The 22,045-nt window shown below is 69.5% G+C and carries 25 protein-coding genes, 1 tRNA gene and 1 riboswitch; of the genes, 7 read left to right on the top strand and 19 right to left on the bottom strand.

All coding sequences use genetic code 11. From position 1 onward, the window contains the following. Positions 1-239: 239 nt before the first annotated feature. From OHA37_RS24340 to OHA37_RS24325, 4 genes are all read right to left on the bottom strand, one after another. The gene (locus OHA37_RS24340) at positions 240-1,010 is read right to left on the bottom strand and encodes a DUF1707 SHOCT-like domain-containing protein (RefSeq protein WP_266908470.1); all 771 of its coding nucleotides are present in this window, start codon (positions 1,008-1,010) and stop codon (positions 240-242) included. Positions 1,011-1,098: 88 nt separating this feature from the next. Then, positions 1,099-2,082 (bottom strand): ABC transporter ATP-binding protein, encoded by a 984-nt coding sequence (locus tag OHA37_RS24335; RefSeq protein WP_266908468.1) that lies wholly within the window; start codon positions 2,080-2,082, stop codon positions 1,099-1,101. Between the two features lie 3 nt (positions 2,083-2,085). Next, positions 2,086-2,985, bottom strand: a complete 900-nt coding sequence (locus OHA37_RS24330) for an ABC transporter permease (RefSeq protein WP_443046209.1) — start codon at positions 2,983-2,985, stop codon at positions 2,086-2,088. Next, positions 2,978-3,793: an ABC transporter permease gene (locus OHA37_RS24325; protein WP_266908466.1), complete on the bottom strand. Its 816-nt coding sequence runs from the start codon at positions 3,791-3,793 to the stop codon at positions 2,978-2,980. Before OHA37_RS24325 ends, OHA37_RS24330 begins: the two co-directional genes overlap by 8 nt. 198 nt (positions 3,794-3,991) lie before the next feature. Here OHA37_RS24325 and OHA37_RS24320 point away from each other — a divergent pair, with 198 nt between their 5' ends. Then, positions 3,992-6,454: a transglycosylase domain-containing protein gene (locus OHA37_RS24320; RefSeq protein ID WP_266908464.1), complete on the top strand. Its 2,463-nt coding sequence runs from the start codon at positions 3,992-3,994 to the stop codon at positions 6,452-6,454. Positions 6,455-6,469: 15 nt separating this feature from the next. Here the strand turns inward: OHA37_RS24320 and OHA37_RS24315 are convergent, their stop codons facing one another. The 3 genes from OHA37_RS24315 to OHA37_RS24305 form a co-directional block, all read right to left on the bottom strand. Then, on the bottom strand, positions 6,470-6,790 hold the full coding sequence (locus OHA37_RS24315; RefSeq protein WP_030026576.1) for a DMT family transporter: 321 nt from the start codon (positions 6,788-6,790) through the stop codon (positions 6,470-6,472). 31 nt (positions 6,791-6,821) lie between these two features. Further along, a riboswitch (guanidine-III (ykkC-III) riboswitch) is annotated at positions 6,822-6,915 on the bottom strand. A gap of 55 nt (positions 6,916-6,970) precedes the next feature. Then, a complete protein-coding gene (locus tag OHA37_RS24310) occupies positions 6,971-7,315 on the bottom strand; it encodes a GroES family chaperonin (protein WP_243337241.1) in 345 nt (114 codons plus the stop codon). Between the two features lie 46 nt (positions 7,316-7,361). Beyond that, positions 7,362-7,730, bottom strand: a complete 369-nt coding sequence (locus tag OHA37_RS24305) for a DUF3618 domain-containing protein (protein ID WP_266908462.1) — start codon at positions 7,728-7,730, stop codon at positions 7,362-7,364. 64 nt (positions 7,731-7,794) lie between these two features. Between OHA37_RS24305 and bcp the strand changes: the two genes are divergently transcribed. The 3 genes from bcp to OHA37_RS24290 all read left to right on the top strand — a co-directional run bounded on the left by bcp (position 7,795) and on the right by OHA37_RS24290 (position 9,555). Beyond that, entirely contained in the window at positions 7,795-8,262 is a 468-nt protein-coding gene (gene bcp, locus OHA37_RS24300; protein WP_243337246.1) for a thioredoxin-dependent thiol peroxidase, read from the top strand. 144 nt (positions 8,263-8,406) lie between these two features. After that, positions 8,407-9,429, top strand: a complete 1,023-nt coding sequence (locus tag OHA37_RS24295) for an HNH endonuclease signature motif containing protein (protein WP_266908459.1) — start codon at positions 8,407-8,409, stop codon at positions 9,427-9,429. 42 nt (positions 9,430-9,471) lie between these two features. Then, a tRNA-Leu gene (locus tag OHA37_RS24290) sits at positions 9,472-9,555 on the top strand. Positions 9,556-9,612: 57 nt separating this feature from the next. Here OHA37_RS24290 and rdgB read toward each other — a convergent pair. The 4 genes from rdgB to OHA37_RS24270 form a co-directional block, all read right to left on the bottom strand. Then, entirely contained in the window at positions 9,613-10,230 is a 618-nt protein-coding gene (rdgB, locus tag OHA37_RS24285; RefSeq protein WP_266908457.1) for an RdgB/HAM1 family non-canonical purine NTP pyrophosphatase, read from the bottom strand. Between the two features lie 43 nt (positions 10,231-10,273). Beyond that, on the bottom strand, positions 10,274-10,660 hold the full coding sequence (locus OHA37_RS24280) for a hypothetical protein (RefSeq protein ID WP_266908455.1): 387 nt from the start codon (positions 10,658-10,660) through the stop codon (positions 10,274-10,276). A 123-nt stretch (positions 10,661-10,783) separates the two neighbouring features. Continuing rightward, complete coding sequence (rph, locus tag OHA37_RS24275; RefSeq protein ID WP_250741140.1) at positions 10,784-11,515, bottom strand: ribonuclease PH; 732 nt, start codon at positions 11,513-11,515, stop codon at positions 10,784-10,786. Between the two features lie 117 nt (positions 11,516-11,632). After that, positions 11,633-11,980 (bottom strand): PTS glucose/sucrose transporter subunit IIB, encoded by a 348-nt coding sequence (locus OHA37_RS24270; protein WP_323182363.1) that lies wholly within the window; start codon positions 11,978-11,980, stop codon positions 11,633-11,635. Positions 11,981-12,154: 174 nt separating this feature from the next. Here OHA37_RS24270 and OHA37_RS24265 point away from each other — a divergent pair, with 174 nt between their 5' ends. Together OHA37_RS24265 and OHA37_RS24260 are read left to right on the top strand one after the other, a co-directional pair. Further along, positions 12,155-13,456 carry a PTS transporter subunit EIIC gene (locus tag OHA37_RS24265; RefSeq protein ID WP_266908451.1) on the top strand — a complete coding sequence of 434 codons (1,302 nt, stop codon included), beginning with the start codon at positions 12,155-12,157 and terminating at the stop codon, positions 13,454-13,456. A gap of 427 nt (positions 13,457-13,883) precedes the next feature. Continuing rightward, positions 13,884-15,149, top strand: a complete 1,266-nt coding sequence (locus OHA37_RS24260) for a PTS transporter subunit EIIC (RefSeq protein ID WP_266908449.1) — start codon at positions 13,884-13,886, stop codon at positions 15,147-15,149. Between the two features lie 75 nt (positions 15,150-15,224). Here OHA37_RS24260 and OHA37_RS24255 read toward each other — a convergent pair whose 3' ends face one another. Beyond that, on the bottom strand, positions 15,225-15,977 hold the full coding sequence (locus OHA37_RS24255) for an MBL fold metallo-hydrolase (RefSeq protein WP_266908447.1): 753 nt from the start codon (positions 15,975-15,977) through the stop codon (positions 15,225-15,227). Between the two features lie 238 nt (positions 15,978-16,215). On the opposite strand from OHA37_RS24255, the gene OHA37_RS24250 reads away from it, so the two are divergent. Beyond that, the gene (locus tag OHA37_RS24250) at positions 16,216-16,635 is read left to right on the top strand and encodes a hypothetical protein (RefSeq protein WP_266908445.1); all 420 of its coding nucleotides are present in this window, start codon (positions 16,216-16,218) and stop codon (positions 16,633-16,635) included. 550 nt (positions 16,636-17,185) lie between these two features. Here the strand turns inward: OHA37_RS24250 and OHA37_RS24245 are convergent. From OHA37_RS24245 to clpS, 7 genes are all read right to left on the bottom strand, one after another. After that, positions 17,186-18,136, bottom strand: a complete 951-nt coding sequence (locus tag OHA37_RS24245; protein ID WP_266908443.1) for a PLP-dependent cysteine synthase family protein — start codon at positions 18,134-18,136, stop codon at positions 17,186-17,188. Next, positions 18,136-18,423: a MoaD/ThiS family protein gene (locus tag OHA37_RS24240; RefSeq protein ID WP_254383264.1), complete on the bottom strand. Its 288-nt coding sequence runs from the start codon at positions 18,421-18,423 to the stop codon at positions 18,136-18,138. The genes OHA37_RS24245 and OHA37_RS24240 overlap by 1 nt, the downstream gene beginning before the upstream one ends. 86 nt (positions 18,424-18,509) lie before the next feature. Beyond that, the gene (locus tag OHA37_RS24235) at positions 18,510-18,617 is read right to left on the bottom strand and encodes a putative leader peptide (protein ID WP_323182362.1); all 108 of its coding nucleotides are present in this window, start codon (positions 18,615-18,617) and stop codon (positions 18,510-18,512) included. Positions 18,618-18,716: 99 nt separating this feature from the next. After that, positions 18,717-19,139: a M67 family metallopeptidase gene (locus tag OHA37_RS24230; RefSeq protein ID WP_266908441.1), complete on the bottom strand. Its 423-nt coding sequence runs from the start codon at positions 19,137-19,139 to the stop codon at positions 18,717-18,719. 157 nt (positions 19,140-19,296) lie between these two features. Then, positions 19,297-20,718 carry an amino acid permease gene (locus OHA37_RS24225; protein ID WP_266908439.1) on the bottom strand — a complete coding sequence of 474 codons (1,422 nt, stop codon included), beginning with the start codon at positions 20,716-20,718 and terminating at the stop codon, positions 19,297-19,299. A 342-nt stretch (positions 20,719-21,060) separates the two neighbouring features. After that, positions 21,061-21,675: a DUF2017 domain-containing protein gene (locus tag OHA37_RS24220; protein WP_266908437.1), complete on the bottom strand. Its 615-nt coding sequence runs from the start codon at positions 21,673-21,675 to the stop codon at positions 21,061-21,063. Further along, positions 21,675-21,989: an ATP-dependent Clp protease adapter ClpS gene (clpS, locus tag OHA37_RS24215; RefSeq protein ID WP_243337276.1), complete on the bottom strand. Its 315-nt coding sequence runs from the start codon at positions 21,987-21,989 to the stop codon at positions 21,675-21,677. The genes OHA37_RS24220 and clpS overlap by 1 nt, the downstream gene beginning before the upstream one ends. Positions 21,990-22,045 lie beyond the last annotated feature (56 nt).

The following is a 22,045-nucleotide window of genomic DNA, read 5'->3' as shown; positions in this document are numbered from 1 at the left end:
CGATGCGGATGGTGACGATGGTGACGGTGGTGACGATTCCGTCGCCGTAGCCGTCGTGCTGCCCTGCTCCACGTGCTCCTGCCTTCCCCCGGGCGACGGTTTCGTCCGCAAAGCGTCCGACTCCATAGCATCCGACTCCCGGGGCGCCCGGGGAGTTCCCGGCGCGCCGTACTGATCCCCCGGGCTGTGGACCGCAGCCCCGTGACCGCGTCGCCCTACAGCTCCTTCTACAGCTCCCCCTACAGCTCCTTGCGCGGCTTCTGCTTCGAGACCGCCCGCTGCTTCGGCGGCTTCACCTTCACCTCGACCCCGCCCCAGAAGGCGAGGCCCGTCACGACCACCCGCGGAGCCCCCGGCTCCACCGGGCCGGGGCTGTCGGTCTGGTCGAAGCCGCCCATCACGCCGATGCCCCGTACGTCGAGCTCGACGCCCGGCGGCACGATGATCTGGATGCCGCCCATGATGGCGACGCAGTTGATCACCACCTCCCGCTCCGCGAAGTTCGCCTCGCGCAGGTCCAGCTCGCCGCCGCCCCAGAACGCCACCGCGTGGAACCGGGCGGGCACGGTCCAGTTGCCCTTGCGCTGGAAGCCCGACATGACCGCCACCGCCATGGCGGGGCCGCCCGCCGCCCCGCCGCCGCCCACGATCCGGGTCGGCCAGGCGGCCTGCGACCCCGCCGGCACCGCCTTCGTCAGCCCGACCGGAGTCAGCGGGGCGGCCGCGATCGGAGCCGTCGCGCCGGGCGCGGGCAGATCCCGCGTCAGCGGTTCGAGCTCGGCGTACGTACGGGACCGGTAGGCCGCGTCCAGCCGCTCCTCGAACTCGTCCATGTCGAGCCGGCCCTCGGCGACGGCGTCCCGCAGCCGGTCCACGACCCGCTCCCGGTCGGCGTCCGAAGCCCGCAGCTCCGGCAGCGGCGCCGACGACGGCCCCGACGACTCCGCGGACGAAGGCTCCTCGGACCGCGACTTCTCGGGCAACGACTTCTCAGGCCGCTCGTCACTCATGCGGACCAGCCTATGCAGTCACCCCGGAGAGCGGTACGGCCCGAACCCCGCTCCTCCTCAGGGTTGTCCCTGATTTACCCCCCGCCCCCTACCCCCGCCCCGCGTACATCCGCGCGATCACGTCCTCGATGTCCGGCTCCCGCACCGACAGGTCCAGCAGCGGATACTCCGCCGCCACCGCCGCCACCAGAGGAGCCGCCGAAGCACGCGCCGGGAACGCCAGCCACTGCCGGGCGCCCTCCACCTTCACCACCCGCGCCCCCGCCACCTCGATCGGCGGAAGCTCCCGCTCCAGGTCCACCACCAGCGTCCGCTCGCTCGCCGCCGCACCGTCCGCGCCGCCCGCCGTGTGCAGCCCGCCCAGCGAGCCGTCGTACACCAGCCGTCCGTGGTCGATCACCATCACCCGCTCGCACAGCTGCTCGATGTCCTGCAGATCGTGCGTGGTCAGCAGCACCGTCGTGCCGAGCTCCTCGTTCAGCTGCCGCAGGAAGCCCCGTACGCTCGCCTTGCTCACCACGTCCAGCCCGATCGTCGGCTCGTCCAGGTACAGCACGTCGGGGTCGTGCAGCAGCGCCGCCGCGATGTCCCCGCGCATCCGCTGCCCCAGCGACAGCTGCCGTACGGGTACGTCGAGCAGTTCGGCGAGGTCGAGCCGGTCCACGCAGCGCTCCATGTTCTGCGCGAACCGCGCCGGCGGGATCCGGTACATCCGCCGCATCAGCGCGTACGAGTCCTTCAGCGGCAGGTCCCACCACAGCGTCGTGCGCTGCCCGAACACCACGCCGATCCGGTGCGCCAGGCGCATCCGCTCCCGCGCCGGGTCGATGCCGGCGACCCGCAGCCGGCCGCCGCTCGGCGTGAGGATGCCGGTCAGCATCTTGATCGTGGTCGACTTGCCGGCGCCGTTGGGCCCGATGTAGCCGACCATCTCGCCCCGGGCCACCTCGAAGCTGATCCCGTCCACGGCCCTGACCTGCCGCTTCTCCCGGCGCACCAGGCCCACCCGGCGCCGTACGTCGAAGACCTTCTCGACCTCGTGCAGTGAAATCAGCGCATCCGAATCCGGCATCGACTAGCTCCCCGTACTGCGGTACGAACGGACCCCCGCGCGCCAGGCCAGCGACGCGGGAAGGAACACCACGAAGGCCACCAGCGGGCTCGCGTACGCCACCCACCCCGGCAGCCCCAGCGGATCGGGCCGGCCCAGCACGTACAGCGCGGGCAGCCAGTTGACGAAGGCGAGCGGCACGATGAAGGTCACCCCGCGCAGCAGGTCCTTCGCGAAGACGGTCGGCGGGTACTGGAGCATGGTGCAGCCGCCGTAGGTGAAGCTGTTCTGCACCTCCGCGGCGTCCCCGGCGAGGAACTGGAAGGCCGCCCCGGCCACCATCACCGCGCCGAAGATCGCCGCCCCGGCCGTGATCATCACGGGCACCATCAGCACCTTCCCGACCGTCCAGTGCAGCTGGTCCAGCTCGGATACGGCCCACCCCAGCACCGCGATCCCCTGCGCGATCCGCCCCAGTCGGCGCAGCGCGAAGCGGTCCGCCGCGACCTGGGCGAGCACCGGGACCGGGCGGACCAGCATGGTGTCCAGGGAGCCGTCACGGATCCGGGAGCCGATCCGGTCGGTGTTGCCGAGCAGCAGGTCGGCCAGGCCCAGCGAGGCCGAGCAGGACCCGTACAGCAGGGCGATCTCGGGCAGTGAGAAGCCGCCCAGCTCGTCGACGTGCGAGAACATGATCATGATCGCGACGAAGTCCAGCAGCGTGATGGCCGCGTTGCCGAAGGTCGAGAGGAAGAAGGACGTGCGGTACGTCATCGTCGACCGGATCCACATCGCGGCGATCAGCCCGTAGCCGCGCAGCCCCTCCAGGACCCGGCTGCGCCGCGGGACCAGGAGCCCGGGATCCACCGCCCGTCCGGCCGGTGAAGCCACCCCGGACCCGCCCTCCACCACGCGCTCAGCCACCCTGGACCACCACCTTCCGCGTCGCCGCCGCCTGCACCAGCCGGCCCAGCCCGAGCAGCACCACCGCCCACGCGGCCTGGAAACCCAGCGCCCCGGCCGTACGCCCGGCCCCGCCGCCCCCGCCGAGCAGCACGTCCACCGGCACCTGCAGCATCGCCGCCCACGGCAGGACGCGCACGAACTCCCCGAAGCCGCCCGGAAACACGGTCAGCGGCAGCAGCATCCCGGAGAAGAAGATGGAGACGACCGTGGCCATCATGTTGATCCCGGCCCCGTCCATCAGCCAGAAGGCCGCCAGCCCCAGCAGGTAGCGCAGGGCGAAGCTCACCACCAGCCCGAGGAACACGGACACCAGAAAGAGCAGCCAGCGCAGCGGAGCGGTGGGCAGCGCCAGTTGGAAGGCGAGCCCGCCGATCACCAGCGGCACTACGCCACGGCCCAGGAGTTGAAACCCCGCCCGCCCCAGATCACCCGCGAGCCACCACGCCTGGAGATCGGCCGGACGGTACAGGTCGACGGCGATGTCACCCGTACGGACGCGCTCTTGGAACTCCTCCTGGAAGCCGCCGCCGATCAGCGCCCCCGCGGCGAGGAGCGCCTGACTGACCCACATGAACGTCAGGGCCTCGGACTGGTCGTAGCCGCCGAGACCGGGCCGCTCGTCCCAGAGGGCGATGTACGTGTAGGCCAGGATGAAACCGAACACGGTGTTGGTGAACACCCCCGCCGCGGTGGCCGTCCCGTACGTGGCGTACCGGCGAAAGCCCCCGGCCGCGACCGCCCCGTAGAGCCCGGCTCGCCCGGCCATCGGCTGGCGCACCTCATCCCCTCCGTTTCCCGGATCGATGCTGCGTCGTTCCTACGTCGGCCAAAGCGCGCGAGCTTAGTGCGGAGGGGCGATCCACGCGAACGAATTACGCCCGTCCGGAGCGGAACCGGCGGCCATCGGGTAGACAGCATGAGGTACAGATGTGGATATTTCGTACGGCGCCGAGGAGTCCCGGAGATGAGCGACCCGTCACCACCGCCCGGATGGACGCCTCGCGACCCCGACACCCCCGACGGGCAGCAGGCCACCGGCGCCGGAGCGGCCCCGCAACCCGGACCACCACCCACGGCCAAGGACACGAAGAAGGCACACAAACAGCAAGCCAGAGCGGCCAGGAAGGCCAAGCGCAAGCGCACCGGCTGGCGCCGCCTCCTCCCCACCTGGCGCATGCTCCTGGGCGCGTTCCTGCTCTTCGCCCTGCTCATCTGCGGCGCCCTCGTGGCCGGCTACCTGCTGGTCCACATCCCGCCCGCCAACGCGGCAGCCACGGCACAGTCCAACGTCTACCTCTACACCGACGGCACCCAGCTCGCCCGGGACGGCGAGGTCAACCGCGTCAACGTGCCGCTCTCCCAGATCCCCCTCACCGTCCAGGAAGCCGTACTCGCCGCCGAGGACCGCGACTTCCACTCCGAACGGGCGGTGGACCCCGCCGCGATGCTGCGCGCCGCCTGGAACACCGCGACCGGCAAGGGCACCCAGTCCGGATCGACCATCACCCAGCAGTACGTCAAGAACTACTACCTGGGCCAGGAACAGACGATCAAGCGGAAGGTGAAGGAGTTCTTCATCGCGATCAAGCTCGGTCGTGAGAAGTCGAAGAACTACATCCTCGAGGGGTACCTGAACACCAGCTACTTCGGCCGCAACGCCTACGGCATCCAGGCCGCCTCCCAGGCCTACTACGGCAAGGACGTCGGCAAGCTCACCACCACCGAGGGCGCCTACCTCGCCACCCTCCTCAACTCCCCCAGTGCCTTCGACGTCGTCGCCCACCCCCAGAGCCGCGGCCGCGCCCTCGCCCGCTGGAACTACGTGCTCGACGGCATGGTCAAGAAGGGCTGGATGACCCCCGCCGAACGCGCCGCCGCCCAGTTCCCCGAGCCCGGCAAGGTCCGCCCGGCCGCCGGCCTCTCCGGACAGCGCGGTTACCTCGTCGAGGCCATCAAGGAGTACATCGCCGCGAACAAGATCCTCGACGACAAGACCCTCGCCGAGGGCGGCTACCGCATCACCACGACCATCGACAAGACCCGCCAGACCGCCATGGTCGACGCCGTCAACGACAAGATGGTCAGCAAGCTCGACCCCGGTCAGCGCAAGGCCGACCGCGTCGTGCGCACCGGAGCCGTCTCCATCGACCCGGGCACCGGCAAGGTCGTCGCCATGTACGGCGGCATCGACTACACCAAGCAGTTCGTCAACAACGCCACCCGGCACGACTACCAAGTGGCCTCCACCTTCAAGCCGTTCGTCTTCGCCTCCGCCGTGCAGAACGACTCGCACACCCAGGACGGCCGCACGATCACCCCGTACACGATCTACAACGGCGACAACAAGCGGCGCGTCGTCGGCACCCGCATCCCCTACGCGCCGGAGAACGAGGGGCAGGTCAGCTACGGGAACATCACCGTCAACACCGCCACCGACCTCTCCGTCAACACCGTCTTCGCCCAGATGGTCGTCGACGTCGGCACCGACAAGGTCAAGCAGACCGCCATCGCCCTCGGCATCCCCGAGAACACCCCGAACTTCGACCCGGGACCGGCCATGGCGCTGGGCACCATGCAGGCCAGCGTCCTGGACATGACCCAGGCCTACGCGACCCTCGCCGCCCACGGCCGCCGCACCCCGCACACCTTCGTCGAGAAGATCACCAAGGGGGGCGACACCATCGCGCTCCCGGCACGCGACCCCGCCCAGGCGGTCAGCCGCGAAGCCGCCGACACCACCACGTCCATGCTGGTCAGCGTCGTGGACAACGGCACCGGCACCGCCGCGCTCGCCGCCGGCCACCCGGCCGCCGGCAAGACGGGCACCGCCGAACTGGACCGCTCGGCCTGGTTCGCGGCGTACACCCCGAACCTGGTCACCGTCGTGTCGATGATGGGCCAGGACCCGGACACCGGCTCCCTGGAATCCCTCTACGGAGCCCTGGGCGAGGCCCGCATCGGGGGCGGCGGCTACCCGGCCCGGATCTGGGCCCAGTACACGAGGACGGCCCTGGCGGACAGCGACCCCGTGGAGTTCGACCTGGAACTCATGCCGGGCGCGAACCAGCCCCCTGTGCCCCCGCCCGTGAACACGGACCCGACCCCCTCCCAGGAGGAAACCCCGGGCGACCGCCCCACCGGCCGGCCGGGCCGCCCGACCCGGACCCCGTCGACGGGCGGGCAGACGAACGGGGGCCAGACGACGGGCGGACAGAACACGGGAGGCCAGACGAACGGGGGTCAGACGAACGGGGGCCAGACCACGGGCGGCCAAACCACCGGGGGCCAGACCACCGGGGGGCAAACCACGGGCGGCCAGACCACCGGAGGCGAAACCACCGGAGGCGAGACCGACGGCGGCGCCACGACGGGCACCCAAGGCGGCGCCACCGAGGGCCTGCGCCCACCGGCGGACCTACTGGAGTAGCTCCCCGGTCACCCCTCAGTGACCGGAGGTCGCCTTCAGCCCCACCACGGCGACCAGCAGCAGACAGATGAAGAAGATCCGGGCGGCGGTGACGGGCTCACCCAGCACCGCCATACCGAGCACCGCCGCCCCGGCCGCACCGATGCCGACCCAGACGCCGTACGCCGTACCGATCGGCAGGGTCTTGGCGGCGTACGACAGCAGCACCATGCTCGCCACGATGCCGGCACCGGTGAACACGCTCGGCCACAGCCGCGTGAACCCCTCGGTGAACTTCATACCGATCGACCAGCCGACTTCGAGCAGACCGGCGAGAAGAAGCAGAACCCAGGCCATGACAGGCACCTCCGGAACGAGAGCGGAACGGGGTGCGTCGTCTTGTCATGCAGCCACTGGCCACTGGCCAAGGGCGACCCGGTACGGCGCGTCTCGTCGGGGGTTCCCCACCACCGTAGCAAAACCGAACGAAAAGGGCCGGTGACGAGGGTCACCGGCCCTTTCCCACATCTCTGGGGGCTAGAGATAGAGCCCCGTGGAGTCTTCCGACCCCTCCAGCCGCTCGGCGGCCACGGCGTGCAGGTCCCGCTCCCGCATCAGCAGGTACGTCGCCCCGCGCACCTCCACCTCGGCCCGCTCCTCGGGGTCGTACAGCACCCGGTCCCCCGGCTCGACGGTCCGTACGTTCTGCCCGACCGCGACCACCTCGGCCCAGGCCAGCCGCTTGCCCACCGCGGCCGTCGCCGGAATCAGGATGCCGCCGCCCGAGCGGCGCTCACCCTCCGGCGAATCGGATTTCACGAGCACGCGGTCGTGCAGCATGCGGATGGGCAGCTTGTCGTGGGTGGTGGTGTTCTCGCTCACGCCCCGAACCTACCCGTCCACACCCGCCCCGCACCCCCCAGGGTCATCAGCGCTTTCGTCGCGCCGACATCACCAGCAGGCCGACGACACCGGCCGCGAGCAGCGCGACCGGCACGATCCGCTCGACGCGCGGGGCGCCGTCGTCGTGGCGCAGTCCGTCGCGGGCGTCGGTGACGAGGCGGTTCACGGTCGCCACCGCACGGCCGACGACGTGGTCGACGTTGCTGACCATCTTCGCCTTGGCGTCCCCGACGATCGTCTTGGGGTGCATGCGCACCCCGATCTCGTCGAGCGCCTCGGCGAGCTGCTCGCGGCGGCGGACGATGTCCGCCTCGATCTGTGCGGGGGTCCTGGCTTCCGGCACCGCGCTGCCTCCGTCGTCGTGGTCGGTCCCTCGGCGGGTGTAGCCCACCATGAACAGTCTGTCAGCAGCTTAGTCTCGACACCGTACCGATCCCCTCTTGAGGAGACTGTTGAGAATGAGCGAGCGACTTGAGCCGGGCGACATCGCCCCCGCCTTCACCCTGCCCGACGCGGACGGCAACGAGATCTCGCTCGCCGACCACAAGGGCCGCAAAGTCATCGTGTACTTCTACCCGACCGCCCTGACGCCGGGCTGCACCAAGCAGGCCTGCGACTTCACGGACAACCTGGCCGTCCTGGCCACGGCCGGCTACGACGTCATCGGCGTCTCCCCGGACAAGCCGGAGAAGCTGGCGAAGTTCCGCGAGCAGGAGCACCTGAAGGTCACCCTGGTCAGCGACCCGGAGAAGGAGACCCTGACGGCGTACGGCGCGTACGGCGAGAAGAAGCTGTACGGCAAGACCGTCACCGGGGTCATCCGCTCCACGGTGATCGTCGACGAGGAGGGCAAGGTCGAACGCGCCCTCTACAACGTCAAGGCCACGGGCCACGTAGCCAAGATCATCAAGGACCTGGGCATCTGACACGCCCCCTGCTTCCGGAACGGCCCGCACCCCACAAACGGTGCGGGCCGCGCTGCTTGTCGGACGAATCCAGCCGTAACTGTCCGACTATCGGTCCGTTGCTCCGTACGAGGCTGCGAACGCGCGGCCGAACCGGAGGGGACCATGGCCGACCCGTACGACCGAGACACACTGACCGCCGCCGTCGCCGACTCGAAGGGCTGGGCCGACCTGATGCGGCGACTCCACCTCAAGGAGAGCGGCGGGCAGCGCCGCATGCTCCAAGAGAGAGTCGCCCTCTTCGGGATCGATAGCAGCCACTTCACGAAGCGCAGCCCGTGGCGCAAGTACCCGGACGAGGCGATAGCAGCGGCCGCCGCGTCATCCAGCACACTGCGCGAGGTGGCCCTCAAGCTCGGCATACGCCCTGCCACCGGCGCCCTGTCGCACATCGTCCGACGCATGACGGCAGCGGGCATCGACACGAGCCACTTCGTAGGCATGAGGCGTGAGGTGATCGAGCTGCCGTTCACCTCCACAGAGATCGCCGAAGCGGCTGCCGTCGCTGACAGCACCCGCGGGACGGCTCGCGCACTGGGCATCGCCGACGACAGCCGGTCCCGATCCGTTCTCGGGAGAATGCTCCGGGCCTACGGCATCGACACCACACATTTCCGCAACTCCCGGCTGACCATTCCCGAGGAACTCCTGCGCTCCGCCACGCCGAAGGCGGACAGCTACGCGGACCTCATGCGCACCCTCGGTCTCGAAGTCAACGACGTCAATCACCGCAGGGTACGCCGACGCGTCGCCCAACTCGGGCTCGACGTCGATCACTTCAAGCGGCGCCCCTGGGCGTCCGGCATAGTGGTGACACCGAGAGCCGTCGCACCCGACACCCTCAACGTCCTCCCAGAGGGGTCCGCCCGGCTCAACCGACCCCGCCTCCACCGCGCACTCCAGGAGGTCGGAGTTCCGTGCACCTGCGCGAACTGCGGGAACCCTGGCGAATGGCTAGGGCAGCCGATCACGCTCCACATCGACCACATCAACGGGGACTGGCGCGACAACCGGCGCGAAAACCTCCGCTACCTGTGCCCCAACTGCCATGCGCTGACCGACACCTGGTGCCGCGGGGGCCGTGGCCGCAATGCTGTCGCCCGCCGGAGCCAGGCAGTCGTACACTAGCCGCAGCCGGCCAAGCCTGATGCCCGAATTGACCGGTTAGTCGCGGTCGTGGTGGAATTGGCCTACACGCAACTTTTAGGTAGTTGTGGGAGAAATCCCTTGAGGGTTCGAGTCCCTCCGACCGCACCTACACGAAGGCCCCTACGCAGCCGCGTAGGGGCCTTCGGCGTTGTCCGGGCGGCGTCAGCCCAGCAGTTCCCTGACCACCGGGACCAGGGCGCGGAAGGCCTGGCCTCGGTGGGAGATGGCGTTCTTTTCCGACGGGGTGAGTTCCGCGCAGGTGCGGGACTCGCCCAGGGGCTGGAGGATCGGGTCGTAGCCGAAGCCGCCCGTGCCCGACGGGGTGTGGCGCAGGGTGCCCAGGAGGCGGCCTTCGACCACGCGCTCCGTGCCGTCGGGGAGGGCGAGGGCGGCCGCGCAGAAGAAGTGGGCGCCGCGGTGGGCGTCGTCGATGTCGCCGAGTTGGGCCAGGAGGAGCGCCAGGTTGGCGGCATCGTCGCCGTGGGAGCCGGCCCAGCGGGCCGAGAAGATGCCCGGGGCGCCGTTCAGGACGTCCACGCAGAGGCCCGAGTCGTCCGCGACGGCCGGCAGGCCGGTGGCCTGGGCCAGGGCGTGGGCCTTGAGGAGGGCGTTCTCGGCGAAGGTGACGCCGGTTTCCTTGACGTCCGGGATCTCCGGGTACGCGTCCGCGCCGACCAGCTCGTGCGGCAGGCCGGCGGCGGACAGGATGGCGTGGAGCTCCGTGACCTTGCCCGCGTTGCGCGTGGCGAGGATCAGGCGGCTGGGCTGCGTGGAGGTCATACGGCCATTATCCGGGCCGCCCGCCGGCCTCCGGGACGCGGGCTCAGCCCGGGGTGCAGACCTTCGAGATTTCCTTCGCCGCGTCCGCGACCGGCGTGACGTCGGGGGTCGTGGTGCCGCTCTCGATGGAGGTGCGGACGTTCTGGACGGCCGTGTTCATCGAGGAAATGGCCTTGCTCAGGTCGGCGTTGTCCGTCTGGTCGCCGACCTTCTTCAGGTTGGCCTCGATCGCGTTGAGCGCGTTCTGGGCGTCCTGCGGGCTGTTGCCGGCCTGCGAGACGGCCTGCTGGAGGTCGTTGGCGCCGTCCGTGATGGCGACCGCCGTGCTCGCGCAGTCCATCGCGGTCGAGATCGCGTCGCAGGAGGTGATCGCGGGTATGGCGAGCGCTGCCGTCAGAGCGATGGCTGCCAGGCGGTGCTTCGACTTCACTTCGGCCCCCAGGAGGATGGTGCGGATGCACAACATGCAGGTACGTGGACGGGCGCACGGCTTCGACGCCGTGCACCCGTACCCCGAGAGACGCACGGACGGGCCGCGCGGTTGCCAGTAGTCCTAGAGCGTGAGCTCCAGGGCGCCGAGCTGGAGGGCTTCCAGGTCGGCGCAGCCGCCGGCGGCCAGATCGAGGAGGGCGTTGAGTTCCTTGCGGTCGAAGGGCTCGCCCTCGGCCGTGCCCTGGACCTCGACGAAGCGGCCGTCGCCGGTGCAGACCACGTTCATGTCCGTCTCGGCGCGCACGTCTTCCTCGTAGCAGAGGTCGAGGAGCGGGACGCCGTCGACGATGCCGACGCTGACGGCCGCGACGGTGCCGGTCAGGGGCTTGCGGCCGGCCTTGATGAGCTTCTTGCCCTGGCCCCAGGAGATGGCGTCGGCCAGGGCCACGTAGGCGCCGGTGATGGCCGCGGTGCGGGTGCCGCCGTCGGCCTGGAGGACGTCGCAGTCCAGGACGATGGTGTTCTCGCCGAGGGCCTTGTAGTCGATGACGGCGCGCAGCGAGCGGCCGATCAGGCGGGAGATCTCGTGGGTGCGGCCGCCGATCTTGCCGCGTACGGATTCGCGGTCGCCGCGGGTGTTCGTGGCGCGGGGCAGCATCGAGTACTCGGAGGTGACCCAGCCTTCGCCGCTGCCCTTGCGCCAGCGCGGGACGCCTTCGCTGAAGGAGGCGGTGCAGAAGACCTTGGTGTCTCCGAAGGAGACGAGGACGGAGCCCTCTGCGTGCTTGCTCCATCCGCGCTCGATGGTGACCGGGCGGAGCTGTTCGGGCGTACGGCCGTCGATGCGAGACATGGCACCGAGCCTAGCCGGTGCACGGGAACGAGAAGACCCCGTCCGGGTGCGTCCGGTCGGGGTCCTGTCGTACGTACGGGTGCGCGCGGGGCGCGCGCGGGAGCCGGTGGGCTCAGCTCACATCATGTCTTCGATGTCGGCGGCGATCGGGTCGGCGTCGGTGCCGATGACGACCTGGATCGCGGTGCCCATCTTGACGACGCCGTGGGCGCCGGCGGCCTTCAGTGCGGCCTCGTCGACCTTGCTCGGGTCGATGACCTCGGTGCGCAGGCGGGTGATGCAGCCCTCGACCTCTTCGATGTTCTCGATGCCGCCGAGCCCGGCGACGATCTTCTCAGCCTTGGTGGCCATGTGTTTCTCCCTGAGTTCTACGAAGAACGAGTCCGACTGACATCCGGCGTCCGGCGCCTGTGGGTACGCCTGCCGCCCGACCGACCGACCAACCAAGGCGGTCCGCTTCGTCACGGTAGCCCACGATTGGCCCAGCTACGCGGGCACATGCCCGGTATCTGCCGAATGATGACGATCAGCACCAACCTGCCCTGAGGCGGGTGAAATGCGATCGCAACACGAGTGGTCTACACCAGTGTGCCGCAAGTGTCGCGACTGCCAAAAACGGGCCGGTCAGGGAGGACGCGGATGAGCGCGAGCAGCGCCGCAGCAGTGCCACAGCCGAAGTGGTGGAACGGCTTGTTCCAAGGGCTGCAGAAGATGGGCCGGAGCCTTCAGCTGCCGATCGCCGTACTGCCGGCGGCCGGCATCCTGAATCGGTTCGGCCAGGACGACTTCCTCGGCAAGGACGGCCTGGGCTGGACGACCGTCGCCAAGGTCATGGCCGCCGCGGGCGGCGCCCTGCTCAACGCCGACCTCGGCCTGCCCCTGCTCTTCTGCATCGGCGTCGCGATCGGCATGGCCAAGAAGGCGGACGGTTCGACCGCGCTCGCGGCGGTGGTCGGCTTCCTCGTCTACCGCAGCGTGCTGCGCGTCTTCCCCAAGGACTGCCCGACGGGGACGAAGGACATCGGCGGTGGCTGCCTGGGGCCCGACCAGACCTTCGCCGAGTACACCTTCCAGAACCCGGGGGTGTTCGGCGGCATCGTCATGGGCCTGCTGGCCGCCTGGTTCTGGCAGCGCTTCCACCGCGTCAAGCTGGTGGACTGGCTCGGCTTCTTCAACGGCCGCCGCCTGGTCCCGATCATCATGACCTTCGTGGCGATCGCCTTCGCCGTCCTCTGTCTGTTGATCTGGCCGCCGATCGGCGACGCGCTGGAGAGCTTCTCGGACTGGCTGATCAGCCTGGGGTCGTTGGGCGCCGGCATCTTCGGCGTCGCGAACCGCGCGCTGCTGGTGATCGGCCTGCACCAGTTCCTGAACGTGCCGGTGTGGTTCCAGTTCGGCAGCTACACCAAGCCGGACGGGCAGACGGTCCACGGTGACATCCCGATGTTCCTGGCGGGAGACCCGAACGCCGGCCAGTTCCTCACGGGCTTCTTCCCGATCATGATGTTCGCCCTCCCGGCGGCGGCGCTGGCGATCACACACTGCGCGAAGCCTGCCCGGCGCAAGGAGGTCGGCGGTCTGATGCTGTCGGTGGGCCTGACCTCCTTCGTCACCGGCATCACGGAGCCGCTGGAGTACTCGTTCCTCTTCCTGGCGCCGATGCTGTACGCGGTGCACGCCGTGCTCACGGGTGTGTCGATGGCGGTGACCTGGGCGTTCGGGGTCAAGGACGGCTTCAGCTTCTCGGCCGGCCTGATCGACTACGGCATCAACTGGAGCCTGGCGACGAAGCCCTGGCTGATCATTCCGATCGGCCTCTGCTTCGCGGTCGTCTACTACGGCATCTTCCGCTTCGCGATCACCAAGTGGGACATCAAGACGCCCGGCCGGGAGTCGGACGAGGAGATCGCGGTGATGCAGGCGGAGAACACCAAGGCGTGAGCCCCGCAGGGACTTCCGGCCCTTGCGCGGCGCGGTCCGGAAGGGGTCCGGAGCACCCCTGAACCCCGGCGAAGGTCCCGCCCGGACCCGCTGAGGGCCCCTCCCGGGGACTCTCGAACGTCCTCTCGGGGGCCACCGAAAGCCCCCCGGGGCGATGCCATAAGCCCTGGTCAGAACAGCCACATACGAGACGAAGGCCTCCGGACCCACAGGGTCCGGAGGCCTTTGCCATGTATGTCCCGGTGTGTCTTCCACCACGGAATTGGTGGGTTCCTTACGCGGACCTCACCGTGCTACAACTGGTCTACACCACTGAGTGGTGTAGACCACGTAGGCCTTTCGGCCCGGGGTCCTCCCCTTTCCTTGAGACGCCGCCACCCCCCTTTTCCATGTCCCCAGGCAGCGTCTTGTCCACTGGAGGAAGTTGATGAGTACGGCCACCGCCGCTCCCGCCAAGAAGCGGGGCTCCGGCCTGATCCAGGGTCTGCAGAAGGTCGGCCGCAGCCTTCAGCTGCCGATCGCCGTCCTGCCGGCCGCAGGTATCCTGCTGCGCCTCGGCCAGCCCGACGTCTTCGGCAAGGACGGCCTCGGCTGGGGCAAGGTCGCCACGGTGTTCGCCACCGCCGGTGACGCCGTCTTCGCCAACCTGCCGCTGCTCTTCTGCATCGGTGTCGCGATCGGCTTCGCCAAGAAGGCCGACGGCTCCACCGCCCTCGCGGCCCTCGTCGGCTTCCTCGTCTACAAGAACGTGCTCACCGCGTTCCCGGTGACCGAGGCGATCGTCAACACCACCGAGAACAAGGGTGTGGACGTCGCCGCGACGTACAACAACCCGGGTGTCCTCGGCGGCATCATCATGGGTCTGCTCGCCGCGGTCCTGTGGCAGCGCTACCACCGCACCAAGCTCGTGGACTGGCTCGGCTTCTTCAACGGCCGCCGCCTGGTCCCGATCATCATGGCCTTCGTCGGCGTCCTCGTCGGTGTCTTCTTCGGTCTGGCCTGGGAGCCGATCGGCGAGGTCATCTCCAACTTCGGCGAGTGGATGACGGGCCTCGGCTCCGTCGGCGCCGGCCTCTTCGGCCTCATCAACCGCGCGCTGATCCCGATCGGCATGCACCAGTTCGTCAACGCCGTCGCCTGGTTCCAGATCGGTGACTTCACCGACGCCACCGGCGCGGTCGTCCACGGTGACCTCACCCGCTTCTTCGCCGGTGACCCGGACGCGGGCATGTTCATGACCGGCTTCTTCCCGATCATGATGTTCGGCCTCCCGGCCGCCGCCCTGGCCATCGCCCACAGCGCCCGTCCGGAGCGCCGCAAGGCGGTCACCGGCATGATGGTCTCGCTCGCCCTCACCTCGTTCGTCACGGGTGTCACCGAGCCGATCGAGTTCTCCTTCATGTTCATCGCGCCGGTGCTGTACGCCATCCACGCGGTGCTGACGGCCGTGTCCATGGCCGTCACCTGGGCACTCGGGGTCCACGCCGGCTTCACCTTCTCCGCCGGCCTGATCGACCTCGGCCTCGGCTGGAACAAGGCCACCTCGCCCTGGCTGATCCTTCCGATCGGCCTGGTCTTCGCGGCGGTCTACTACTTCGGCTTCCGCTTCGCGATCACCAAGTTCAACCTTCCGACGCCGGGCCGCGAGTCCGACGAGGAGCTCGCCGAGATGGAGAAGGCCGAGGCCAAGTAGGTCTCCCGCCCCACACCACGCGAAAGCCCCCGCTCTCCCGGAAGGGAGGGCGGGGGCTTCGTCGTGGAGCGTCGGCTAGACCTCGTACACCGCGCCCGTGTACGCCAGCTCCACCGGGCCGTCGTAGACCGCGCGGGCGTCGGCCAGGTTGCGTTCGGCGTCGGTCCACGGCGGGATGTGCGTCAGGACGAGCCGCCCGGCGCGGCCGGCGCGGGCAAACTCGCCGGCCTCGCGGCCGTTGAGGTGGAGGTCCGGGATGTCCTCCTTGCCGTGCGTGAAGGAGGCCTCGCACAGGAACAGGTCGGTGTCCTCGGTGAGCAGGCCCAGCTCGGGGCAGACGCCGGTGTCGCCGGAGTACGTGAGCGAGCGGCCGCCGTGCTCGACGCGGATCCCGTAGGACTCGACGGGATGGCAGACCTTCTCGGTGCGGACCTGGAACGGGCCGATCTCGAAGGTGCCGGACTTCAGGGTCCGGAAGTCGAAGACCTCGCTCATGGAACGCTCGTCGGGGACGTCCTCGTAGGCGGTGGAGAGGCGCTTCTCGGTGCCCTCGGGGCCGTAGACGGGGATGGTTCCGCAGCGGCCGCCCTCGTGGCGGTAGAAGCGGGCGACGAAGTAGGCGCACATGTCGATGCAGTGATCGGCGTGCAGGTGGCTGAGGAAGATCGCGTCGAGATCGTAGAGCCCGATGTGCCGCTGGAGCTCGCCGAGGGAGCCGTTGCCCATGTCGAGGAGCAGCCGGAAGCCGTCGGCCTCGACGAGGTAGCTCGAACAGGCCGATTCCGCGGACGGGAACGAGCCCGAACAGCCGACGACGGTGAGCTTCATGGAGCGTGAACCTCCGTGGACGGTCCGTGGACGGAATGCGGGCCGTGCGTGGGTCGAGCGTAAGGCGCGAAACGCCCGGTCGCTCCTCCGCGGCAGGCCGTTGTGGGGCGAATCACCTGAGCTGTCACCCGGGGGAGCGACGGGGCGGACTCGGGTTGCCGTTCGGCATGGTGTTGCGGTGCGGCCGCCGGGGTGCTGCCGCCATGCCGGGGGCGCCGGGCAGGACTACGGTCGGAGTATGGACACGTCCTGGTGGCCGGCGGTCGCCGCGGTGGTGGTCGTGATCCTGCTGGTGCTCCTCCCCCGGCGGGTACGGCGGGCCGCCGATCCGCCGCACGGACCGGGACCGCTGCCGCGGCCCGAGGCCGGTGAGCTGTGGTCCCTGGAGGACGGACGCCCCGTCCTGGTGCTGGGCGTACGGGGCCACCGGGCGCGGATCGCGAGGATCACCGGGAAGTACGACGACCGGAGCGCCGGGGTGATCCCGCTGCCGCCGGGGGTGGTGGGGGCGCGGGGCGGGTTCCTGGAGGCGGACCGGGTCGTGGAGGTGTCGGTATGGGAGTTCGCGCGGGCACGGCCGCTGGGGAAGGTGGATCCGGCGGTGTGGGACGAGGTGAAGGGGCTCGGGGGGCTGGGAGGACCCGGGTCGTCCGGCTGAAGCGGGCCCCTTCTTGACGCGCCGCTCGCGCGGTGCGGCCCTGGCGGGCCTTACCGGCTTCGCGCCGCTGCGCCGGACTCCGTCCGGCGGTGGTTGGTCGGCGTGCCCGCCACTGCCGTCCCGGGGCGGGGCCGGTGGGCGGGTGCGGGTGGGTCGGCCTTGCGGGGCGAAGTCCCCTACCCGCCCTTCCACCGTTCCCCGGGCTCTGCCCGGACCCGCGCCTCAAACGCCGGCGGGGCTGGGTGTGGCGCAGGGCTCCGCCCTGACCCCGGTCCGCACACGCCGGACGGGCTGAAGGAAAGGGGCCCGGGCTGCGCCCGGACCCCCTGGCTCCGCCCCGGACCCCTGCTCCTCAAACGCCGTCGGGGCTGGAATTGCCCTGCGGGCAATCCAGCCCCGACCGGGCAGAATCCAGCCCCTCCGGCGTTTGAGGAGCAGGGGTCCGGGGGCTGGCCCCCGGCAACGGCGCCGCACCCGGGACTCCTCGCCGTGCAGCGGCACCCGGGCCAGCGGGGCCGGGGTGGAGTCGGATCGCCTCCGCCGTCGGGGGCTACGCCCAGAGTTGGCCCTGGAGGACTTCGATGGCTTCTTCCGTGGTGGCCGCCGTGTAGACGCCCGTCGAGAGGTACTTCCAGCCGCCGTCGGCCACGACGAAGACGATGTCGGCCGTCTCGCCCGCCGCGACAGCCTTGCGGCCTACGCCGATCGCCGCGTGCAGGGCCGCGCCCGTGGAGACGCCCGCGAAGATGCCCTCCTGCTGGAGGAGCTCGCGGGTGCGGGTGACCGCGTCCGCCGAGCCGACCGAGAAGCGGGTCGTCAGGACCGAGGCGTCATAGAGCTCGGGGACGAAGCCCTCGTCGAGGTTGCGCAGGCCGTAGACGAGGTCGTCGTAGCGCGGTTCCGCCGCGACGATCTTGACGCCGGGGACGTGTTCGCGCAGGTAGCGGCCCACGCCCATGAGGGTGCCGGTGGTGCCCAGGCCCGCCACGAAGTGGGTGATCGAGGGGAGGTCCGCGAGGATCTCCGGGCCGGTCGTGGCGTAGTGGGCGCCCGCGTTGTCGGGGTTGCCGTACTGGTAGAGCATCACCCAGGAGGGGTTCTGCTCCGCCAGTTCCTTCGCGACGCGGACGGCCGTGTTCGAGCCGCCCGCCGCCGGCGACGGGATGATCTCGGCTCCCCACATGGCCAGCAGGTCGCGCCGTTCCTGAGAGGTGTTCTCCGGCATGACGCACACGATCTTGTAGCCCTTGAGCTTCGCGGCCATCGCGAGGGAGATGCCCGTGTTGCCCGAGGTGGGCTCCAGGATCGTGCAGCCGGGGTACAGCCGGCCGTCCTTCTCGGCCTGCTCGACCATGTGGAGCGCGGGGCGGTCCTTGATCGAGCCGGTCGGGTTGCGGTCCTCCAGCTTCGCCCAGATGCGGACGTCGTCCGAGGGCGAGAGCCGGGGCAGGCGTACCAGCGGCGTGTTGCCGACCGCGGCCAGGGGGGAGTCGTAGCGCATTACTTCGATCCGCCGGCTACGGCCGGGAGGATGGTGACGTTGTCGCCGTCCTTGAGCGCGGTGGAGATGCCGTCGAGGAAGCGGACGTCCTCGTCGTTGAGGTAGACGTTGACGAAGCGGCGCAGCTCGCCGCCCTTGGCCTCGTCGATGATGCGCTCCTGGATGCCCTTGTGGCGGGTCTCCAGGTCGGAGAACAGCTCGGAGAGCGTCGCACCCGCGCCCGTGACGGCCTTCTCGCCGTTGGTGTAGGTGCGGAGGATGGTGGGGATGCGGACCTCGATGGCCATGGCGGGCTCCAGTCAGGATGGTGAAGGGAAGGCGGGCGAAGCGGAGCGGGCGTGAGCGTGCGGCCCCGCGAGGGGGCCGGTGGGGCTCAGGCGGCAGTACAGATGGCGCTGGCGAGGCGGCACAGGTCGACGTGCAGCCGCGCCACGAGCAGCAGCCTGCCGGGCGTCTCGATGCTCACGTCGTGGGAAACCATGCGGTCATGTTAACGATTCCCGGTCCCTGGTTTGGAGTGTGATCCCGCATCGTGGACGGATATCGCTCACATACTGAGAAGTAGCCCTGTGCCGGTGCCTCAATAGGCCGCTACGACCTGCACTTCTTCCTCCGTGATCACGCCTTCGACGATCCGGTACGACCGGAACTGGAAGTCCCCGAGGCCGTCCTTGTCGGCGGTGGAGACCAGCACGTAGTGGGCGCCGGGCTCGTTCGCGTACGTGACGTCCGTGCGCGAGGGGTAGGCCTCGGTCGCGGTGTGCGAGTGGTAGACGATGACGGGTTCTTCGTCCCGGTCGTCCAGGTCGCGGTAGAGCTTGAGCAGGTCCTTCGAGTCGAACTCGTAGAACGTGGGCGAACGGGCCGCGTTCAGCATCGGTACGAACCGCTCCGGGCGGTCCGTGCCCGCCGGGCCGGCCACCACGCCGCAGGCCTCGTCGGGGTGGTCCTGACGGGCGTGCGCGACGATCTGGTCGTGGAGGGCCTGGGTGATGGTCAGCATGAGCGACAGGATAAGCAGACGGGCCCTCGCGTACCGAGGACTGGTACGCGAGGGCCCGAATGGTGGACGCGAGCCCCTGTGCGCAAGGGATCGCGCCGGAAAGCCGCGCGGTTCCCGGCCGTGACAGGCGGCCGGGACCCACGGTTCGGGAAGGCCCCTACGAGGCCTTGGTGAAGGCGGCGCCGCGCGGGTCGCGGGACTTCATCACCAGGTAGGAGACGCCCAGCAGCAGACCCCACAGCGGGGCGCAGTAGAGCGAGACCCGGGCGTCCTTGTCGACGCCCATCATCACGATGACCATGCCGATGAAGGCCAGGGCGAAGTAGCTCGTGAACGGGGCGCCGGGGGCGCGGAACGGGGACTTGGGCAGGTCGCCGCGGTCGGAGGCGGCGCGGTAGCGGATCTGGCAGACCAGGATCATGATCCAGGCCCACATGCCGGAGATGGTGGCGAAGGAGACGACGTAGTCGAAGGCCTTGCCGGGGGCCACGTAGTTGATCCAGACGCCGACGAGCATCAGGCCCGCCGAGAAGGTGGTGCCGATCAGCGGGGTGCCGCTCTTGGTGAGCTTGGTGAAGAACTTCGGGCCCTGGCCGTTGAGGGCGAGGTCGCGCAGCATGCGGCCGGTGGAGTACATGCCCGAGTTGCAGGAGGACAGGGCCGCGGTCAGGACGACGAAGTTGACGATGGCGGCGCCGACGCCGAGGCCCATCTTCTCGAAGGCGGCGACGAAGGGGCTGACGCCGGGCTGGAACTCGTGCCACGGGACGACCGACAGGATCATGATCAGCGCGCCGACGTAGAAGACGGCGATGCGCCACGGCACGGTGTTGATGGCCTTGGGCAGGGTCTTCTCGGGGTCCTTGGACTCGCCGGCGGTGACGCCGACCAGCTCGACGGCGAGGAAGGCGAACATGACGATCTGCAGGGTCATCAGCGTGCCGCCGATGCCCTTGGGGAAGAAGCCGCCGTCGTTCCACAGGTTGGAGACGGTGGCGGTGTCCGCGGCGTCGGAGAAGCCGATGGTGAGGATGCCGGCGCAGATCAGGATCATGCCGACGATGGCGGTGACCTTGACCATGGAGAACCAGAACTCCAGCTCGCCGAAGAGCTTCACGGAGATCAGGTTGGCGCCGTAGAGGATGACCGTGAAGATCAGCGCGTAGGCCCATTGCGGGAAGCTGTCATGGGTCCAGTACGACATGTACTGCGCCGCGGCGGTGACTTCGGTGATGCCGGTGACCACCCAGAAGAGCCAGTAGGTCCAGCCGGTCACGTAACCCCAGAAGGGGCCGAGGAACTCCCGGGCGTAGTCCGAGAAGGAGCCGGACACCGGGCGGTACATGAGCAGTTCGCCCAGGGCCCGCATGATGAAGAAGATGACCAGGCCCGCGATGGCGTAGGCCAGGATCAGGCTGGGGCCGGCCTTGGAGATGGCCTTGCCGGCGCCCAGGAAGAGGCCGGTGCCGATGGCGCCGCCGATCGCGATCATCTGGATCTGGCGGGCGCCGAGTGCGCGGTGGTAGCCGTCGCCGTCGGTTGTGTCGTGCTGCTGCTCGTCGACCTGTACGGAGGTCATGTCTTGGTGCGCCTTTCTCCACGCCGACCCGCGCCATGACTGGCAGCGGATCGGGTCCTCGATCCCCCCGGATACGGATGGAGTTGCACCCGGCGGTCAGCCGGTTCAAGCAGGCCGGGGGGCATGGGTGGCGCCCCCTCGGCGGTCGTGAAGATTTATCACGTGCTTACGGGTGCAGGAGGGTGGAAAATGTGACGCAGGGCATAAAAAAATCAGGACAGAGGTCCTGAAATGGATCAGATCACCACATCGTGGTGATCTGATCGTTATCCGGATTTGAGCGTCCGCTGAGCGAACGGCCGACCCGCTTGAGGATCTTCAGAGGGTTCTGCGGAGCACCGCTCAGAGGGTGTCGCTCAGCGTCTCGACGAGGGTCTCCTGGAGACCGCCGAGCCAGAGGTACGCCATCACCATCGGCTTGCGCGGATCGTCGTCCGGGAGCCGGAAGAGCACGGCGCTCTCGTCGTCCTCCGTGATGTCGAGGCGGGCCGCGATGGTGAGCCGCAGGTCGTTCAGGGCGCCCAGCCAGCGCAGCCGCACCTCCCCGTCGACCTCCAGGACGGCCGCCCCGTCGCCGGCCGGGCTGAGCCCGTCCAGGCTGCGTACGACGGCCAGCGCGTCCTCCCGCTTGCGGGTGCGCAGGTCGTTCTCGGTGAAGCGGCGGAACTCGGCCGAGTGGGCCCGCAGCTCCTCGGTGTCGGCGTTCGCCGGGGTCTCCGGGCCGCCGTAGGCGTCGGGGAAGAGCCGGGCCAGGGCCGGGTCGGAGGGGGGCTCGGTCGGGCCGTCGGAGGAGGCGAAGAGCGCGGCCAGCGGGTCGGCGTCCGGCTCGGGCTCCGGGTCGCCGGGACCGATGAGCTCCAGCAGCTGCACGGCCAGGGAGCGCAGGATCGAGATCTCGATCTCGTCCAGTGCGATGGCGGCCCCGCCGGCCTTCAGGGGCTCGAACACGCCGCCCATCAGTTGCGGTCCTGGGACATGGTCGCCCAGAGGCCGTAGCCGTGCATGGCCTGCACGTCCCGTTCCATCTCCTCGCGGCTGCCGCTGGAGACGACCGCCCGACCCTTGTGGTGGACGTCCATCATCAGCTTGTTCGCCTTGTCCTTGGAGTAGCCGAAGTACGCCTGGAACACGTACGTCACGTAGCTCATGAGGTTGACCGGGTCGTTGTGCACCAGGGTCACCCACGGGACGTCGGGTTCGGGGACCGCGAAGGTCTCTTCGGCCGATTCGGTGCGTTCGATCTCAATGGGAGCAACACTCACTTGTCCCATGCTGCCACTGACAGGGGCCCGTCGCACAAACGGACCCCTACATCTCGTCACTTTGA

It is taken from the genome of Streptomyces sp. NBC_00335 (assembly GCF_036127095.1).
In the GTDB taxonomy this organism is placed as follows: domain Bacteria; phylum Actinomycetota; class Actinomycetes; order Streptomycetales; family Streptomycetaceae; genus Streptomyces.
The sequence above is the reverse complement of the archived record's forward strand: the minus strand, read 5'-3'. Positions and strand labels throughout refer to the sequence as shown.

Excerpts from the sequence above, each read along its gene's own strand:
- OHA37_RS24260 (WP_266908449.1), top strand. The coding sequence starts at position 13,884 with ATGAGTACGGCCACCGCCGCTCCCGCCAAGAAGCGGGGCTCCGGCCTG.
- clpS (WP_243337276.1), bottom strand. The coding sequence starts at position 21,989 with ATGGGACAAGTGAGTGTTGCTCCCATTGAGATCGAACGCACCGAATCG.
- OHA37_RS24230 (WP_266908441.1), bottom strand. The coding sequence starts at position 19,139 with ATGCTGACCATCACCCAGGCCCTCCACGACCAGATCGTCGCGCACGCC.
- OHA37_RS24235 (WP_323182362.1), bottom strand. The coding sequence starts at position 18,617 with ATGGTTTCCCACGACGTGAGCATCGAGACGCCCGGCAGGCTGCTGCTC.
- OHA37_RS24315 (WP_030026576.1), bottom strand. The coding sequence starts at position 6,790 with ATGGCCTGGGTTCTGCTTCTTCTCGCCGGTCTGCTCGAAGTCGGCTGG.
- OHA37_RS24240 (WP_254383264.1), bottom strand. The coding sequence starts at position 18,423 with ATGGCCATCGAGGTCCGCATCCCCACCATCCTCCGCACCTACACCAAC.
- OHA37_RS24335 (WP_266908468.1), bottom strand. The coding sequence starts at position 2,082 with ATGCCGGATTCGGATGCGCTGATTTCACTGCACGAGGTCGAGAAGGTC.
- OHA37_RS24225 (WP_266908439.1), bottom strand. The coding sequence starts at position 20,718 with ATGACCTCCGTACAGGTCGACGAGCAGCAGCACGACACAACCGACGGC.
- OHA37_RS24295 (WP_266908459.1), top strand. The coding sequence starts at position 8,407 with ATGGCCGACCCGTACGACCGAGACACACTGACCGCCGCCGTCGCCGAC.
- OHA37_RS24340 (WP_266908470.1), bottom strand. The coding sequence starts at position 1,010 with ATGAGTGACGAGCGGCCTGAGAAGTCGTTGCCCGAGAAGTCGCGGTCC.
- OHA37_RS24255 (WP_266908447.1), bottom strand. The coding sequence starts at position 15,977 with ATGAAGCTCACCGTCGTCGGCTGTTCGGGCTCGTTCCCGTCCGCGGAA.
- bcp (WP_243337246.1), top strand. The coding sequence starts at position 7,795 with ATGAGCGAGCGACTTGAGCCGGGCGACATCGCCCCCGCCTTCACCCTG.
- rdgB (WP_266908457.1), bottom strand. The coding sequence starts at position 10,230 with ATGACCTCCACGCAGCCCAGCCGCCTGATCCTCGCCACGCGCAACGCG.
- OHA37_RS24220 (WP_266908437.1), bottom strand. The coding sequence starts at position 21,675 with ATGGGCGGCGTGTTCGAGCCCCTGAAGGCCGGCGGGGCCGCCATCGCA.
- OHA37_RS24265 (WP_266908451.1), top strand. The coding sequence starts at position 12,155 with ATGAGCGCGAGCAGCGCCGCAGCAGTGCCACAGCCGAAGTGGTGGAAC.
- OHA37_RS24305 (WP_266908462.1), bottom strand. The coding sequence starts at position 7,730 with ATGGTGGGCTACACCCGCCGAGGGACCGACCACGACGACGGAGGCAGC.
- OHA37_RS24245 (WP_266908443.1), bottom strand. The coding sequence starts at position 18,136 with ATGCGCTACGACTCCCCCCTGGCCGCGGTCGGCAACACGCCGCTGGTA.
- rph (WP_250741140.1), bottom strand. The coding sequence starts at position 11,515 with ATGTCTCGCATCGACGGCCGTACGCCCGAACAGCTCCGCCCGGTCACC.
- OHA37_RS24250 (WP_266908445.1), top strand. The coding sequence starts at position 16,216 with ATGGACACGTCCTGGTGGCCGGCGGTCGCCGCGGTGGTGGTCGTGATC.
- OHA37_RS24320 (WP_266908464.1), top strand. The coding sequence starts at position 3,992 with ATGAGCGACCCGTCACCACCGCCCGGATGGACGCCTCGCGACCCCGAC.
- OHA37_RS24325 (WP_266908466.1), bottom strand. The coding sequence starts at position 3,793 with ATGGCCGGGCGAGCCGGGCTCTACGGGGCGGTCGCGGCCGGGGGCTTT.